The organism is Nonomuraea fuscirosea (genome assembly GCF_035917475.1).
Taxonomy (GTDB): domain Bacteria; phylum Actinomycetota; class Actinomycetes; order Streptosporangiales; family Streptosporangiaceae; genus Nonomuraea; species Nonomuraea fuscirosea.
Window position 1 is genome coordinate 6080695 of sequence record NZ_CP109074.1, and the last position, 14666, is coordinate 6095360.

Sequence of the window (14666 nt, forward strand, 5' to 3'; positions counted from 1 at the left end):
GGCCGACCGCTTCCGGCCCGCCGCGGCCGGCCGGAAGCGGCTCAGTGGCCCATCGAGCCGGCTCAGTGGCCCGCGTCCTCCCACGTACGGCCGACGCCCACGGAGACCTCCAGCGGCACCCGCAGCGTGTACGCGGCGTTCATCTGGTCGCGGACGAGCTGCCTGAGCCGCTCCAGCTCGCCCGGCGCCACCTCGAACACAAGCTCGTCGTGCACCTGCAGCAGCATCCGGGAGGCCAGCCCCTCCTCGCCGAGCGCCTGGCGCACGTTGAGCATGGCGACCTTGATGATGTCGGCGGCCGAGCCCTGGATCGGCGCGTTGAGCGCCATCCGCTCGGCCATCTCCCGCCGCTGGCGGTTGTCGCTGGTGAGGTCGGGCAGGTAGCGGCGGCGGCCCATGATCGTCTCGGTGTAGCCGTCGGTGCGCGCCTGGGAGACGATGGCGTGCAGGAAGTCGCGTACGCCGCCGAACTCCTGGAAGTATTCCTCCTTCAGCGCCCGCGCCTCGGCCACCGGGATGTTGAGCTGCCCGGACAGCCCGAAGTCGGACAGCCCGTAGGCCAGGCCGTAGTTCATCGCCTTGATCCGGGCCCGCAGCTCGCCGTCGATCTGCTCGGGCGGCAGGTCGAAGACGCGGGCGGCGGTGGCCTGGTGGAAGTCGTGGCCGGACTCGAACGCGGCGATCAGCGACTCGTCGCCGGACAGGTGGGCCATGATGCGCAGCTCGATCTGGCTGTAGTCGGCGGTCAGCAGCGTCTCGTAGCCCTCGCCGACGGTGAAGCCCTGCCGGATGCGGCGGCCCTCGGCGGTGCGGATCGGGATGTTCTGCAGGTTGGGCTTCTCCGACGACAACCGGCCCGTGGCGGCGATGATCTGGTTGAACGTGGTGTGGATGCGCCCGTCGTCGGAGATCTCCTTGATCAGGCCCTCGACGGTGGTGCGCAGCTTCTGCTGGTCGCGGTGACGCAGCATGATCGTCGGCAGCTCGTGCTCGGTCTGGGCGGCCAGCCAGGCGAGCTGGTCGGCGTCGGTGCTGTAGCCGGTCTTGATCTTCTTGGTCTTGGGCAGGTTGAGCCGGGTGAACAGGATCTCCTGCAGCTGCTTGGGCGAGCCCAGGTTGAACTGCTCGCCGACCGAGCGGTGGGCCTCCTCCACGGCGTGCTTGACCGCGGCGCCGAACTCGGCCTCCAGGCCGGTGAAGTAGGCGCTGTCGACGGCGATGCCGGCGCGCTCCATCTCGGCCAGCACCGACAGCAGCGGCAGCTCCACGTCGGCCAGCAGCTGGGTGCCGCCGCGCCCGGCCAGGAAGGCCTCCAGGCTCTCGGCCAGCTCGCGCACGGCGTGGGCGCGCAGCGCGAGGTCCTTGGCGGGGGCGTCCTCGTCGTCGCCGAACAGCGCGGCCTGCCCGCTCGGCTCCTCCTCGGCCCGCAGGTCGCGGTGGAGGTAGCGGCGGGCGAGGTCTTCGAGGGCGAACGTGCGCTGCCCCGGCATCGCGAGGTAGGCGGCCAGCGCGGTGTCGCAGCTCAGCCCGCGCAGCTCCATGCCCTGCGCCCAGAGGGCCAGGATGGGCCCCTTGGCGTCGTGGACGGCCTTGGCCTTGGCGTCGTCGCCCAGCCAGGCCCGCAGGGCCGCCTCGTCGGCCTCGGTGAGCTTGACGGGGTCGATGTAGGCGGCGGTGCCGTCGGGCGAGGCGACGGCGATGCCGTCGACGCGGCCGGTGCCGCTGCCGTAGGCGCCCTTGAAGGCGAGCCCGGCGCGGCCCTCGGGCAGGGCCGCCAGCCAGCCCTGGACCCGGTCGGGGCCGAGCAGCACGGTCTCGACCTCGAAGCCCTGCTCGGGCTCCTGCTCGCCGGTGCCCAGCACCTTGAAGACCCGCTCGCGCAGCTCGCCGCGGATCTGCAGGGTGTCGAACAGCTTGTTGATCTCCTCGCGCTCCCAGGCGCCCTGGACGAGGTCGCCCAGCTCCACCTCCACCGGGACGTCGCGCAGCAGCTCGGTCAGCCGCCGGTTCATCAGCACCTGGGCGACGTGCTCGCGCAGCTTGTCGCCGACCTTGCCCTTGACCTCGTCGACCCGGTCGACGAGCGCGGTCAGCGAGCCGAACTCGCGCACCCACTTGGCCGCGGTCTTCTCCCCCACGCTGGGGATGCTGAGCAGGTTGTCGCTGGGGTCGCCGCGCAGGGCGGCGAAGTCGGGGTATTGCGCGGGGGTGAGGCCGTATTTCTCCTCGACCGCCTCGGGCGTGAAGCGGGTCATGTCGCTGATGCCGCGCCGGGTCATCAGCACGGTGACGTGCTCGTCGACCAGTTGCAGCGCGTCGCGGTCGCCGGTGACGATGAGGACGTCCATCCCCTCGCCGGCGGCGCGGGTGGCCAGCGTGGCGATGAGGTCGTCGGCCTCGAAGCCGGCCTTGGACAGGTGCGGCACGCGCAGCGTGTCGAGCAGCTCGTAGATGAGCTGCATCTGGCCGCGGAAGTCCTCGGGCGTCTCGCTCCTGTTGGCCTTGTAGTCGGCGTATTCCTCGTGGCGGAACGTCGGCTCCGACCGGTCGAAGGCCACCGCGACGTGCGTGGGCCGCTCGTCGCGCAGGATGTTGGTCAGCATCGAGGTGAACCCGTAGACCGCCTCGGTGTGCTGACCGTCGGTGGTCATCAGGTTGGCGTCCTTGAGCGCGTAGAACGCGCGATAGGCCAGGGAATGCCCGTCAAGCAGCAGCAGGCACGGGCGGCTGGGGGTCACTTCACTCTTCGGCACGTACGCAGCCTAGTCTGCGTCTGCGACAGAAAACCTGAGCTCGAAAGAGTGGAGGCGTCCCCTTGACGCAGACCGACCCCTTGAACCATCCGCTCGACGCCTCCCTGTTCAACGGCCTGCACGAGGGCACGCTGGCCGACCGGATGGGCATCGAGTTCCTCGAGGCCGGCCCCGAGCGGGTCGTGGGCCGGATGCCGGTCGAGGGCAACACCCAGCCGTACGGGCTGCTGCACGGCGGGGCCTCGGCGGTGCTGGCCGAGACGCTGGGCTCGGTGGGCGCGGCCGTGCACGCCGGTCCCGGCCGCATCGCCGTCGGCATCGAGCTGAACGCCACCCATCACCGCTCGGCGACCTCGGGCCACGTCACCGGGATCGCGACCAGGCTGCACGGCGGGCGCACCCTGGCGACGTACGACATCGAGATCTCCGACGAGCAGGGGCGGCGGGTCTGCACCGCGCGGCTCACGTGCATGTTGCGTGACCGCTGACCCTTACGTCACTTTCACCGACCCTTTGCGCATGCCCCCCGCGGGTCGCTACGGTTGCTGCACCAGAGCCCGCGGGGAGGCTTAGTAGAAAACGTGTCCGGCCCCGCGTACGCGGGAGGTCTTCCGCGCACGTCGAGGGATGAGACCGGACACGGCCCCAAAGGCCACCCCGCGGGCTCGTCGCGTGCTCCCGCGATCGTTACCGATTCGTTCCGTCGAAGCGCCAGGCGTCAAGCCCGATTTAGCCCCTGACCTGGCTCGTTGTTTGCTCACATCAGTGACACACACATGTCTCTAATTGGTGACGAACGATACTGAAACGGGCGACACCAGAATAGGCTCCCGCCATTGCATCCCAGTTGTGCCTGCGATGCGCGCGTGTCGAGATGGAGGGGCACAACCCCGCCTTGACTTACTTTCGAGGGAGCACCATTGCGCAGAGCCGTGATCGCGTTCACGGCCTTCCTGGGTGGACTCATCTTCCTGCTGGCCGTCCCCGCCCATGCGGATCCGGCCGACTGCCAGGGACTGAGGGGAACACTCAAACTCCAAGGCCAGCCAGTGAACGGCGCCAAGATCTCTGTCACCACCGAAGGCGGACAACCCGTCGAGGAGGTAACGAGTAACGCACAAGGCACGTGGGACGTTCAGGTCGACGAACCGGGCAAGTACAAGGTCACCCTGGATCCCAGCAGCCTGCCGGCCGACTCCGAGGTCCGCGGCGGCAGCAACGTCCGCACGCCGACCGTCTACGAGGGCAACTGCTCCACCGTGCTGTTCGCGCTGCAGCCCAAGGCCGCCCCCGGGGCGGCCCCCGAGGACACCGGGCAGAGCACGTTCTGGGAGCAGGCGGCCCAGCTGACCTTCGAGGGCGTCAACCTCGGCCTGATCATCGCCCTCGGCGCGCTCGGCCTGTCGCTCATCTACGGCACGACCGGCCTGACCAACTTCGCCCACGGCGAGCTGATCACGCTCGGAGCCGTCATCGCCTACGCCTTCAACGTCGGGTTCGGCCTCCAGCTCATCCCGGCGGCGATCATCGCGATCATCGTCTCGGGCGCCCTCGGCTACGGCCAGGATCGGCTGTTCTGGGGCCAGCTGCGCAAACGCGGCACCGGCACCATCGCCATGATGATCATCTCGATCGGCATGGCGATCCTGCTGCGCAACCTCATCCAGTTCTTCTTCGGCGCGCAGAACGACAGCTACACCGACTACAACACCCAGGCCGGCATCGAGATCGGCCCGATCAGCGCCGCGCCCAAGAACCTCTGGGCCATCGGCATCGAGCTCGCGGTCCTGATCGTCGTGGGCATCGCCCTGATGAAGACCCGCACCGGCAAGGCGGCGCGCGCCGTCGCCGACAACCCGGCCCTGGCCGCCTCCTCCGGCATCAACGTCGACCGCATCATCCGCATCATCTGGGCCTCGGGCTCCGCCATCGCCGCGCTGGCCGGCATCATGCTCGGCCTGTCGCAGTCGCTGAAGTTCACCATGGGCCAGGACATCCTGCTGCTCATCTTCGCGGGCGTCACGCTCGGCGGGCTCGGCACGGCCTTCGGCGCCCTGGTCGGCTCGCTCGTGGTCGGCATCTTCATCCAGGTGTCCACCCTGTGGGTGCCGCCCGAGCTGAAGTCCGTCGGCGCGCTGGCCGTGCTGATCATCGTGCTTCTCTTCAGGCCGCAGGGCATCCTGGGCCGCCGCGAGCGGATCGGGTGACGGGGGTAACCATGGACTGGCTCACGATCATCACCACCACCGTCCACGCCGCCATCGGCTGGGAGTCCGTCGTCTACGGCCTGGCCGCGATCGGCGTCAACATCCACTTCGGCTACACCGGCCTGCTCAACTTCGGCCAGGCCGCGTTCATGGCCGTGGCCGGTTACGGCCTCGCCGTCGCCGTCACCGTCATGAACCTGCCGTTCTGGATGGGCATCGTGATCGGCCTGGCGGCCGCCGCGATCCTGGCGCTGCTGCTGGGCATCCCGACGCTGCAACTGCGCGCCGACTATCTGGCGATCGTCACCATCGCCGCCGCCGAGATCGTCCGGCTCGTCTTCCGCTCGGTGTACTTCAAGGACATCTTCGGCGGCTCCGACGGCCGGCGCGGCTTCACCGGCGACTTCTACGCGATGAACCCGTTCCCGCCCGGCCACTACGGCATCGGCCCGTTCGGCTTCGACGAGCGCGTCATCTGGTTCCTCGCCGTCGGCTGGAGCGTGGTGCTGCTCAGCTGTCTCGTCGTCTACCTGCTGATGAAGAGCCCGTGGGGCCGCGTGCTCAAGGCCATCCGCGAGGACGAGGACGCCGTACGCGCCCTGGGCAAGAACGTGTTCTCGTACAAGATGCAGTCGCTCATGCTGGGCGGCATCATCGGCTGCCTGGCCGGCTTCTTCTACGGCCTCTACAACGGCGCCGTGCAGCCCGACATCTTCGGCACCGAGATGACCTTCTTCGCCTACACGATCGTCATCCTCGGCGGCGCCGCCCGCGTCTTCGGGCCCGTCGTCGGCGCGATGATCTTCTGGGTGCTGTTCGTCTTCGTCGGCAACACCCTCGCGGAGCTGGTCCGCAACGGGTTCATCCCGTTCATGACCACCACCCAGGTAGGCCCCATCCGGTACGCCCTGGTCGGTCTCGGATTCATCCTGTTGCTGGTCATCCGGCCACAGGGCATCTTCGGGGACAAGAGGGAGATCGCCATCAATGCCCGATGACACGATGACCACCAGCCGGAAGGCGTCCGCGCTGGCCGCGTTCAAGGACATGCCGCGCGAGCCGGGCGTGCCCAAGCCCGACCCCATCCTCGTGGTGGACAAGGTCGTGCGCCGCTTCGGCGGCCTGACCGCCGTCGACGTGGACCACGTCGAGATCCAGCGGGGCTCCATCACCGCGCTGATCGGTCCCAACGGGGCGGGCAAGACCACCTTCTTCAACCAGCTCACCGGCTTCGACACGGCCGACGCCGGCGCGTGGACGTTCAACGGCCGGGCCATGAACGGCGTCCCCGCGCACAAGGTCGCCAGGAACGGCATGGTGCGCACGTTCCAGCTCACCAAGGCGCTGTCGCGCCTGACGGTGCTGGAGAACATGCGCCTGGGCGCCCAGAAGCAGAAGGGCGAGAGCTTCTGGCGGGCCATGATCCCCGCCTTCTGGCGCGGCCAGGAGGACGAGATCACCGAGCGGGCCGAGGAACTGCTCGTCCGCTTCAAGCTGGACGCCAAGCGCGAGGACTTCGCCGGGTCGCTGTCCGGCGGCCAGCGCAAGCTGCTGGAGATGGCCCGCGCGCTCATGGTCGAGCCCGAGCTCGTCATGCTCGACGAGCCCATGGCGGGCGTCAACCCGGCCCTGACGCAGTCGCTGCTCGGCCACGTCAAGGACCTGCGCGAGCAGGGCATGACGGTGCTGTTCGTGGAGCACGACATGGACATGGTCCGCGACATCAGCGACTGGGTGATCGTCATGGCCCAGGGCACCGTCATCGCCGAGGGCCCGCCCTCGACGATCATGTCGGACGAGCGCGTGATCGACGCCTACCTGGGCGCCCACCACGACGCTCCGCTGTCGGACACCGAGCTGGAGTCTCAGCTGCATGAGGCCGAGGCGGCTCTGGAGGCCGAAATCGAGGAGGAGACGCAGAAGTGAACGCCGAAGAGCCGGCCGAGTCGAAGGCGGCCATCACCGACCGCTCCGCCCACCTGGCCGGGGCCGAGGACGCGGTGCTGCGCTGCGACGAGCTGATCGCCGGCTACCTGCCGGGCGTCAACATCCTCAACGGCTCCGACCTGTACGTGAAGCAGGCCGAGCTGATCGGCATCATCGGCCCCAACGGCGCCGGCAAGTCGACCCTGCTCAAGGCCATGTTCGGCCTGGTCAACATCCGCAGCGGCAAGGTCCTGCTCAAGGGCGAGGACATCACGAACATGAAGGCCCACTCGCTGGTCTCACGCGGCGTCGGCTACGTGCCGCAGACCAACAACGTCTTCCCCAGCCTCACCATCGAGGAGAACCTCGAGATGGGCGCCTACCAGGTGCCGGGGAAGTTCAAGGAGCGCTTCGAGTTCGTGGCCGAGCTGTTCCCCGCGCTCGCGGAGCGGCGCAAGCAGCGCGCCGGCTCCCTGTCCGGCGGTGAGCGGCAGATGGTGGCCATGGCCAGGGCCCTGATGACGGAGCCGTCGGTGCTGCTGCTCGACGAGCCGTCGGCGGGCCTGTCGCCCAAGCTGCAGGACCTGGTGTTCATCCAGGCCCAGCAGATCAACAAGGCCGGCGTAACGGTGATCATGGTGGAGCAGAACGCGCGGCGCTGCCTGCAGATCTGCCACCGCGGCTACGTGCTCGACCAGGGCCGCAACGCCTACACCGGGACCGGGCAGCAGCTCGCCAACGACCCCAAGGTCATCGAGCTCTACCTCGGGACGCTCGCCAAGGCATGACGGGACGCGGCGTCCGTACGTAACGAAACGGTCGAGAAGGCGAAGGGGCTCCTCCCGGGGAGCCCCTTCGCTGTTTTTTAATACGCGATGTGAAACGTTTGGCGACAGTCGCGCTCATACTGCCCGTCCTGCTCGTCGGGTGCCAGGACGACGCCTCCTCGGCCGCGAAGTTCAGCACCGGCGGCGACCCCACCGACAGCCCGTGCGCCCGCGTGGTCTCCTCCATCGGGTACGCGGGCCTCATGCTGGAGCCGGCCGGCCGGGAGGAGCGGCAGACGTTCGAGGACGCCCTGACAGGCCGCCTGGCGGAGGTGCACGGCACGACGCTGGAGTTCGGCCCCAGGCTGCCGGACTCGCTCCAGGAGGCCGTGGAGGCCGTCAGGACGACCACTGAGGGCCTGTCGAAGAACGACGTGCCCAGGGAGCGGCGGGTGGCGCTGCTGAAGCGCTACCGGCAGGCGGCGGACCGGATCGTGGCCGGCTGCCGCTGAGCCCCCGCGGGAAGCGCACGCCAAAGGGGCCCGGTCGGGGACGACCGGGCCCCTGCCGTGCTGACCTGTGACCGACTAGCCGGCGATGTTGCCGGTGCGGTACTCCAGCGCCTTGGTGGCGTACTTGTTGTCGTCGCCGTACTGGTAGATGCCGATGGTGGCGACGGCCGGGTCACCGGCCTCGTTGAACTCGACCGGGCCGCTGACGCCCTCGTAGTCGATGTCCTTGCCGGCCTTCAGCAGGTCGACGCAGGCCTTGAAGCTGGTGCACTTCTCGCCGCCCTTGCTGACCTCGGCCAGCTTCGCCGCGATGTCGACGCCCGCGTCGCTCTTGGCGGCCTCGGCGGCCAGGGCGATCAGGTTGGCCGCGTCGTAGGACTCGGGGGCGTAGCTGAAGTCCTCGAGGTCCTTGTTGACCGACAGCAGCTTCTTCTGGAACTCCTCCGGAGCCGCGGCGCCGGGGATGGTGCCCTTGACGCCGTCGAGCGTGCCCTTGGGCATCTTGATGTAGTTCGTGTTGGACGTGTTGCCGTCCACCATGTACCACTTGTGCTTGTCGGCGGGCAGGCCCTGCTTGACCAGCTCCTGGACGACCTTGGCCGTCTCCTCGAACCCGATGAGCACGATGCCCTTCGGGTTCTTGGCCTTGAGCTTGGCGACGTCGGCGGAGAAGTCGGCCGCCTTCGGGTCGTAGTCGACGCGCTCGACCACTTCGCCGCCGCCGTCGGTGACGGTCTTCTGGACCTGGTCGGCCAGGCCGGTGCCGTAGGAGTCCTGCATCGCCATGATGCCGACCGTGTCGTTGCCGTCGGCCACCACGAGGTCACCAAGCACACGCCCCTGCAGCTTGTCCGGCGGCGAGGTGCGGAAGTACAGGCCCTTGTCAGCGATGGTGGTGAACTTGTCGGAGGTGTTGGCCGGCGAGAAGTGCACCACACCGGCGCCCGTGATCTTGTCGATCACCGACTCCGACACCGACGAGGAGGCGGCGCCGATGATGGCGTCGGCCTTCTGCGCCAGCAGCTTGTCCACCGACTGCGAGGCGATGTTGGTCGTCGTGTCGCCCGAGTCGGTGTCGAACTTGGCCACCGGCTTGCCGAGCACGCCGCCGGCCTCGTTGATCTCCTTGAGAGCCAGGTCGACACCCGCGAACTCGGGCGGGCCGAGGAATGCCAGCGAACCGGTCTGGGGCAGCAGCGTGCCGAGGGTGAGCGTGCCGTCCCCCTGCGCCGCGGGCGCGGACGATGCCGGCGCGGCGCTCTGGGACGTTTGCGTGGCGGTGTCGCCGCCGCCACCGCCGCAGGCTGTCAGGGCGAGGCTCGTGGCGGCCACGACAGCCAGCGCCCGTCCCACGGGAGCAATGCGGATCATGAAGTGTCTCCTTCAATCCAGGCCGGGATCCGTCAGCACCGCCGAGCGTTCCCGATCGAATGACGGAAACGTACAAAATGGTGAAGGACTGTAACTAGGTCCCCGTGGGAACTGTCGGCACTTGGATGCGGAGTCGTAATCACTCCTCAACTTACGGACCTGCGCAAGGACGCCTAATGTGCGACAGGTGAAGCGCATTACGCCCCTCCTGGCGCTGACCGTCCTCGCCGCCGGTTGCGGTTCCGCCCAGGGGACCACTCCCCTGCCGTCGCCGCCACCGGCCGGACCGCCCGCCGGCGTATCCGTCTCCTTGGCCCAATGGCGTTCCGACGAGCCGGCGCACGCGCTTCAAGTGGCTGTCCGAAATACGAGTGAAACGCCCGTTTATTTCGCTGATGTCCAGCTTGTCACGGAGTCCTTCAGGACCCTCCCGCCGCGACGGGCCGGCGCCGTCATCGGCAAGACCGAGCGGACCGACCTGCCCATCCCGTACGGCGCCGCCACCTGCTCCCCCGGCGCCCTGCCCGAGGTCCGCCCCGCCACCGTCGTGGCCCACGTCGCCACCGGCTCCGAGCAGCCGCACAAGGTCGTCTTCGACGTGCCGCACCCCGACCCTCTCCTGGCCAGACTGCTGCGCGACGAATGCTCCGAATTCCTCATCAAGCAGGCGGCCAGCATCGAGTTCGGCCCGGACTGGAAGCAGTCGGGCAAGGTCATGCGCGGGAGCCTCGTGGTCACCAGGCGCGGTCCCGGCGAGGTCTCGCTGAACGACATGGGCGGCACCACCCACTACATCGCCACGCCCCGCAGCAGGCCCATGGGCCTGCTGAAAGCCGGCGCGCAACGGCTGGAGGCGCCGGTCGAGCTCACCCCCGGCCGGTGCGACCCGCACGCGTTCGCCGAGGCCAAGAAGGCCTTCCAGTTCCCGGTGCGGGCCGCCGTCGACGGCGGGCAGGAGCGCGTGGTCATCGTCACGCCGCCCAGGCCGCTGCAGGACCGGCTCATCGCCTACGCGATGGCCGCCTGCGGGCTCGGCTCCTAGCCCTCGATGTTGCCGGTACGGTACTCCAGCGCCTTGCCGGGGTACTTGTTGTCGTCGCCGTACTCGTAGACGCCGATCGTGGCCACGGCCGGGTCACCGGCCTCGTTGAACTCGATCGGGCCGCTGACACCGTCGTAGTCGATGTCCTTGCCCGCCTTCAGCAGGTCGGCGCACTCCTTGAAGCTCTTGCACTTCTCGCCGCCCTTGCTCACCTCCGGCAGCTTGGCCGCGATCGACTTGCCCGTGTCGTCCTTGGCCGCCTCCGCGGCCAGCGCGATCAGGTTCGTCGCGTCGTACGACTCGGCGGCGTAGGTGAAGTCGTCGAGCTCGGGGTTGAGCTCCAGCAGCTTCTTCCTGAACGCGTCGGGAGCCTCGGCGCCGGGGATCGTGCCCTTGACGCCCTTGAGCGTGCCCTTGGGCATCTTCAGGTAGTTGGTGTTCGACATGTTGCCGTCCACCATGTACCACTTGTGCTTGTCCGCGGTCAGGCCCTGCTTGACCAGCTCCGCCACGACCTTGGCGCCCTCCTCGAAACCGATCAGCACGATCGCCTTCGGGTTCTTGGCCTTGATCTTGGCGACGTCGGCGGAGAACTCGGCCGCCTTCGGGTCGTAGTCCACCCGCTCCACGACACTCGCGCCGGCCTCCTCGGCCGTCTTGGTGACCTGGTCGGCCAGGCCCGAGCCGTAGGAGTCCTGCATCGCCATGATGCCGATGGTGTCGTTGCCGTCGGCCGCGATCAGGTCGCCCAGCACCCGGCCCTGCAGCTTGTCCGGCGGCGCCGTACGGAAGTACAGGCCGTTGTCGCTGATCGTGCTGAACTTGTCGGAGGTGTTGGCCGGCGAGAACTGCACGACGCCCGCGCCCGTGATCTTGTCGATGATCGACTCCGACACCGACGAGGAGGCGGCGCCGATGATGGCGTCGGCCTTCTGCGCCAGCAGCTTGTCCACCGACTGCGAGGCGATGTTCGTGGTCGTGTCGCCGGAGTCCGTGTGCTGCTTCTCGACCGGCTTGCCGAGCACGCCCCCGGCCTCGTTGATCTCCTTGACGGCCTGGTCGACCCCCGCGAACTCGGGCGGGCCGAGGAAGGCCAGCGAACCGGTCTGGGGCAGCACCGTGCCGATGGTCAGCGTGCCGTCGCCCGCAGCCGCCGGGGCCGAGGAGGCCGCCGTGGACGGCGCGGCGGTGCCTGACTGCTCGGCGGCCGTGTCGCCGCCACCACCACAGGCCGTCAGGGCCAGGCTCGCCGCGGCCGCGACGGCCAGCAAGCGCCCCGCTGGAGCAATGCGCATCATGAAAGAGACTCCCCCTATCTCAGCGAAGTGACGATCACCTTCGCCGGGTTTTCCGAGCTCAGCATGCCTCTTTTGGGCGGTTGTGGGGAGTTCTTCTGGGGCTTTTATGCCGATTCGTAATGTCCTAAACACCCATAGTAATGGTATGTTTCATGAGAGTTACGGACACTCCACGATTTGAGATGACCTGATCCGAAATTTCCGGATCTAGATAATATTGCCGGAAGTCGCGGCCTCAACCGCGCGATGCCGCCTTGGGGCGCCGGCTCGGAAAATCGGGTCATAAGCCCCCAACGGCGTCGATCCTCCTCCGGACGGCGTGGATCCTGCCCCGGGCGGCGTGCATCCTGCCCCGGACGGCGGTGATCCTGTCCTGACCGGCCTGGTCAATGCCGGTCATGATCGCGCCGCTCCCGGGCCTCCCGATCCGTCCCGACGGCGACGGCCGAGGCGGACAGCAGCGTCGCACCGGCGAGGCCGCCCCAGAGCACGGCCGGACCGTGGGACGCGAGCGCCGTGATGACCGCCGGGGAAACGGCCAGGCCGAAACCCGTGGAGAGCTGGAAGCGGGCCAGAGCGCGTCCCAGAACCCGCGCCGGGGCACGCGCCGCGACCAGCGCGGTGGCGCTGCCGGCATAGACGATCTCGCCCAAGGTGCAGACCACGGACACCACCGCGACGGCCGGAGCGCCCCACCCTTGCCCCAGGGACATGGCCACGAGAAAACCGAGATAGGACACGGCCAGCACCACACCGGCGAGCGCCAGCACGATCCGCCGGCGGAAACGGGACAACAGGACCGTGACCGGAACCTGCAGCGTGATCACCAGGACCGTGTTGGCCACGAAGACGGCCGCCGGCCAGACCGGCGAAGCGTGCAACTGCGCCACCAGGACCAGCGGAAGCGCGATCTCCGGCACGTTGAGGCAGAAGACGTAGATCACGTTGGCGGCCAGCAGCACGCCCATCCGGGGCGCGGGCTCGCCGTTCCCCTCCATGGCGGCCGCAGGATGAGCGCGTACGCGGACAGACCACGCCAAGCCCGCCGCGGCGAGATAGGCGAACCCGGTGACGACCGCCGACACCCGCGATCCGGCGGCCCCGCCCGCCAGGCACACGGTGGCCAGCAGCGCACCCGCGCCCAGCCCGGCGTTACGCAGCGCGCGACCCGCCGCGAGGGCGGCATCCCGGTCCCGGCCATGCGCGACCGTGGCCACCAGAGCCGCATGGGCGGCCGGCCACGCCTGGTTGCCGACCCCGAGGAAGAGCGCCGCCGCCGCGAACAACCACACGTTCCCCGCCGGAGTGGCCACCAGCAGCACCACACCCACCACCCGTACCAGCATCGACGCCGCCACGACCGTGCTGCGCGCACCCCGGTCCAGCCACCGGCCGACCCCCGGCACACACACCAGCCCCACGACGACACCCGCCGTCATGGCGACGCCCGCGACCGGCGCGGACAACCCCAGCACCGTCACCCCGTACAGCAGCAGAAAAGGCCGCAGCAGGCCCGTGCCGAGCGCGTCCACGGCAAGGGCGACGGCATAGCGAGGACCTCCCGAGGCACGGACCAGGGCCCGAGTGTCGATGGTTGCCATGGCGTCAACCGTGCGTCCAGCCGCCCGGACCGGCCGCGACGATTGACCGATACCGTCAACCGACGCCGGCCCCGGCCGTCCGACCAGCGATGATGAGAGGATGACGCTGCGGATCGACATCAGCGGCCTGCCGCCCGAACGACTGCGGTTCGCCGCCTCCCCCTGGCCGAGCTGACCGCCATGCTGCACGTCCTGGCCGAACCCGGGCACCACCCGAAGCTCGCCGGCTGGGCCGCGGACGTCTGGGCCGGGCTGCGGCCCGAACTCGCCGAGCGGCTGCGCGAGGCGGAGTTCCTCTGGCGCTCCTCACGAGCCGACTTCCTCGTCCCCGCCCGCCCCCGGCCCACCCTCGCCGAAGAACTCGACGACGTGGACCGGATCGACGACGAAACCTACGTGACCGCCGCGCTCATCACCACCTGCGGCAGCAACCGCGTGCACTTCACCGCACCGTCACCGCTCACCGACACCACCGCCCGCGACCGGGCCATGAACCTGGCCCAGGCCCGCGGCACCCTCCAGGAGACCTTCGCCGAACGCCTGCTCGCCGACCCCGCCGCCGTACGGGCCCGAATCCGTCACACCCTCGAACAGTGCGCCGAAGCCTTCTTCGACGCCACCTGGACCCGCGTCGCCCCGCAACTCGCCGCCGACCTGCGCATGAGACGCGACCTGCGGCAACGCCACGGCATCGGAGCGGCACTCGCGTCGATCTCCGACGCCCTCACCCTGACCCCGGACGGCGACCACCTCATCGTCGACAAACTCCAGGACGACGCCACCACCGCCCGGCACACCGGCATCACCTTCCTGCCCAGCGTCTTCGGCCGCCCGCACCTCGTGGCGATCCACACACCCGGCCGGCCGCCCGTCGTGCAGTACCCCGTGGCCGACGCGGACCCGCCCAAACCAGTGACGCTGGAAACCGTCACCCTCCGCCTGGAGGCACTCGCCCACCCCGTACGGCTACGACTCCTCCGCACCCTGGCCCGCGGCCCGCACACCACCGGCGAACTGGCCCACGCCTGGGAACTCACGCCCCCGGAGGTCTCCCGCCACCTCGCCGTCCTGCGCCGCGCCGGCCTGCTCACAACCCAGCGGCACGGCCGCCACGTCCGCTACAGCGTCAACCTCCCCGACCTCACGGCCCTCGGCGCCGACCTGCTCACAGCCGTTCTGCGCTGACCAT

General features: G+C 69.2%; 12 protein-coding genes. 8 read left to right on the forward strand and 4 right to left on the reverse strand.

Going from position 1 to position 14666, the window contains the following annotated elements; all coding sequences use genetic code 11:
• Nucleotides 1-62: 62 nt before the first annotated feature.
• Nucleotides 63-2753 carry a DNA polymerase I gene (gene polA, locus OIE67_RS27720; protein ID WP_326625880.1) on the reverse strand — a complete coding sequence of 897 codons (2691 nt, stop codon included), beginning with the start codon at nt 2751-2753 and terminating at the stop codon, nt 63-65.
• 143 nt (nt 2754-2896) lie between these two features.
• Between polA and OIE67_RS27725 the strand changes: the two genes are divergently transcribed.
• From OIE67_RS27725 to OIE67_RS27750, 6 genes are all read left to right on the forward strand, one after another.
• Nucleotides 2897-3241, forward strand: coding sequence for a PaaI family thioesterase (locus OIE67_RS27725; protein ID WP_106244926.1), 345 nt, complete (start codon nt 2897-2899; stop codon nt 3239-3241).
• Nucleotides 3242-3673: 432 nt separating this feature from the next.
• On the forward strand, nt 3674-4960 hold the full coding sequence (locus OIE67_RS27730; protein WP_245956066.1) for a branched-chain amino acid ABC transporter permease: 1287 nt from the start codon (nt 3674-3676) through the stop codon (nt 4958-4960).
• An 11-nt stretch (nt 4961-4971) separates the two neighbouring features.
• The gene (locus OIE67_RS27735) at nt 4972-5958 is read left to right on the forward strand and encodes a branched-chain amino acid ABC transporter permease (protein ID WP_106244727.1); all 987 of its coding nucleotides are present in this window, start codon (nt 4972-4974) and stop codon (nt 5956-5958) included.
• A gap of 4 nt (nt 5959-5962) precedes the next feature.
• On the forward strand, nt 5963-6886 hold the full coding sequence (locus OIE67_RS27740; protein ID WP_245956079.1) for an ABC transporter ATP-binding protein: 924 nt from the start codon (nt 5963-5965) through the stop codon (nt 6884-6886).
• Nucleotides 6883-7674: an ABC transporter ATP-binding protein gene (locus tag OIE67_RS27745; RefSeq protein ID WP_393268857.1), complete on the forward strand. Its 792-nt coding sequence runs from the start codon at nt 6883-6885 to the stop codon at nt 7672-7674. Before OIE67_RS27740 ends, OIE67_RS27745 begins: the two co-directional genes overlap by 4 nt.
• A gap of 89 nt (nt 7675-7763) precedes the next feature.
• Nucleotides 7764-8165: a hypothetical protein gene (locus tag OIE67_RS27750; RefSeq protein WP_146178338.1), complete on the forward strand. Its 402-nt coding sequence runs from the start codon at nt 7764-7766 to the stop codon at nt 8163-8165.
• Nucleotides 8166-8240: 75 nt separating this feature from the next.
• Here the strand turns inward: OIE67_RS27750 and OIE67_RS27755 are convergent, their stop codons facing one another.
• On the reverse strand, nt 8241-9536 hold the full coding sequence (locus tag OIE67_RS27755; RefSeq protein WP_326625886.1) for an ABC transporter substrate-binding protein: 1296 nt from the start codon (nt 9534-9536) through the stop codon (nt 8241-8243).
• A 352-nt stretch (nt 9537-9888) separates the two neighbouring features.
• Here OIE67_RS27755 and OIE67_RS27760 point away from each other — a divergent pair, with 352 nt between their 5' ends.
• Complete coding sequence (locus OIE67_RS27760) at nt 9889-10578, forward strand: hypothetical protein (RefSeq protein ID WP_326625888.1); 690 nt, start codon at nt 9889-9891, stop codon at nt 10576-10578.
• Here OIE67_RS27760 and OIE67_RS27765 read toward each other — a convergent pair.
• Both OIE67_RS27765 and OIE67_RS27770 read right to left on the reverse strand, forming a co-directional pair.
• Complete coding sequence (locus OIE67_RS27765) at nt 10575-11876, reverse strand: ABC transporter substrate-binding protein (protein WP_106244718.1); 1302 nt, start codon at nt 11874-11876, stop codon at nt 10575-10577. The two genes, OIE67_RS27760 and OIE67_RS27765, sit on opposite strands and share 4 nt — an antisense overlap.
• Nucleotides 11877-12262: 386 nt before the next feature.
• A complete protein-coding gene (locus OIE67_RS27770) occupies nt 12263-13477 on the reverse strand; it encodes an MFS transporter (protein ID WP_326625891.1) in 1215 nt (404 codons plus the stop codon).
• 180 nt (nt 13478-13657) lie between these two features.
• On the opposite strand from OIE67_RS27770, the gene OIE67_RS27775 reads away from it, so the two are divergent.
• A complete protein-coding gene (locus OIE67_RS27775) occupies nt 13658-14662 on the forward strand; it encodes a helix-turn-helix domain-containing protein (RefSeq protein ID WP_326625892.1) in 1005 nt (334 codons plus the stop codon).
• Nucleotides 14663-14666: the final 4 nt, after the last annotated feature.

Coding starts and splice junctions, on each gene's coding strand:
- OIE67_RS27735 (WP_106244727.1), top strand. CDS start 4,972: ATGGACTGGCTCACGATCATCACCACCACCGTCCACGCCGCCATCGGC.
- OIE67_RS27765 (WP_106244718.1), bottom strand. CDS start 11,876: ATGATGCGCATTGCTCCAGCGGGGCGCTTGCTGGCCGTCGCGGCCGCG.
- OIE67_RS27740 (WP_245956079.1), top strand. CDS start 5,963: ATGACCACCAGCCGGAAGGCGTCCGCGCTGGCCGCGTTCAAGGACATG.
- OIE67_RS27725 (WP_106244926.1), top strand. CDS start 2,897: ATGGGCATCGAGTTCCTCGAGGCCGGCCCCGAGCGGGTCGTGGGCCGG.
- OIE67_RS27770 (WP_326625891.1), bottom strand. CDS start 13,477: ATGGCAACCATCGACACTCGGGCCCTGGTCCGTGCCTCGGGAGGTCCT.
- OIE67_RS27755 (WP_326625886.1), bottom strand. CDS start 9,536: ATGATCCGCATTGCTCCCGTGGGACGGGCGCTGGCTGTCGTGGCCGCC.
- OIE67_RS27775 (WP_326625892.1), top strand. CDS start 13,658: ATGCTGCACGTCCTGGCCGAACCCGGGCACCACCCGAAGCTCGCCGGC.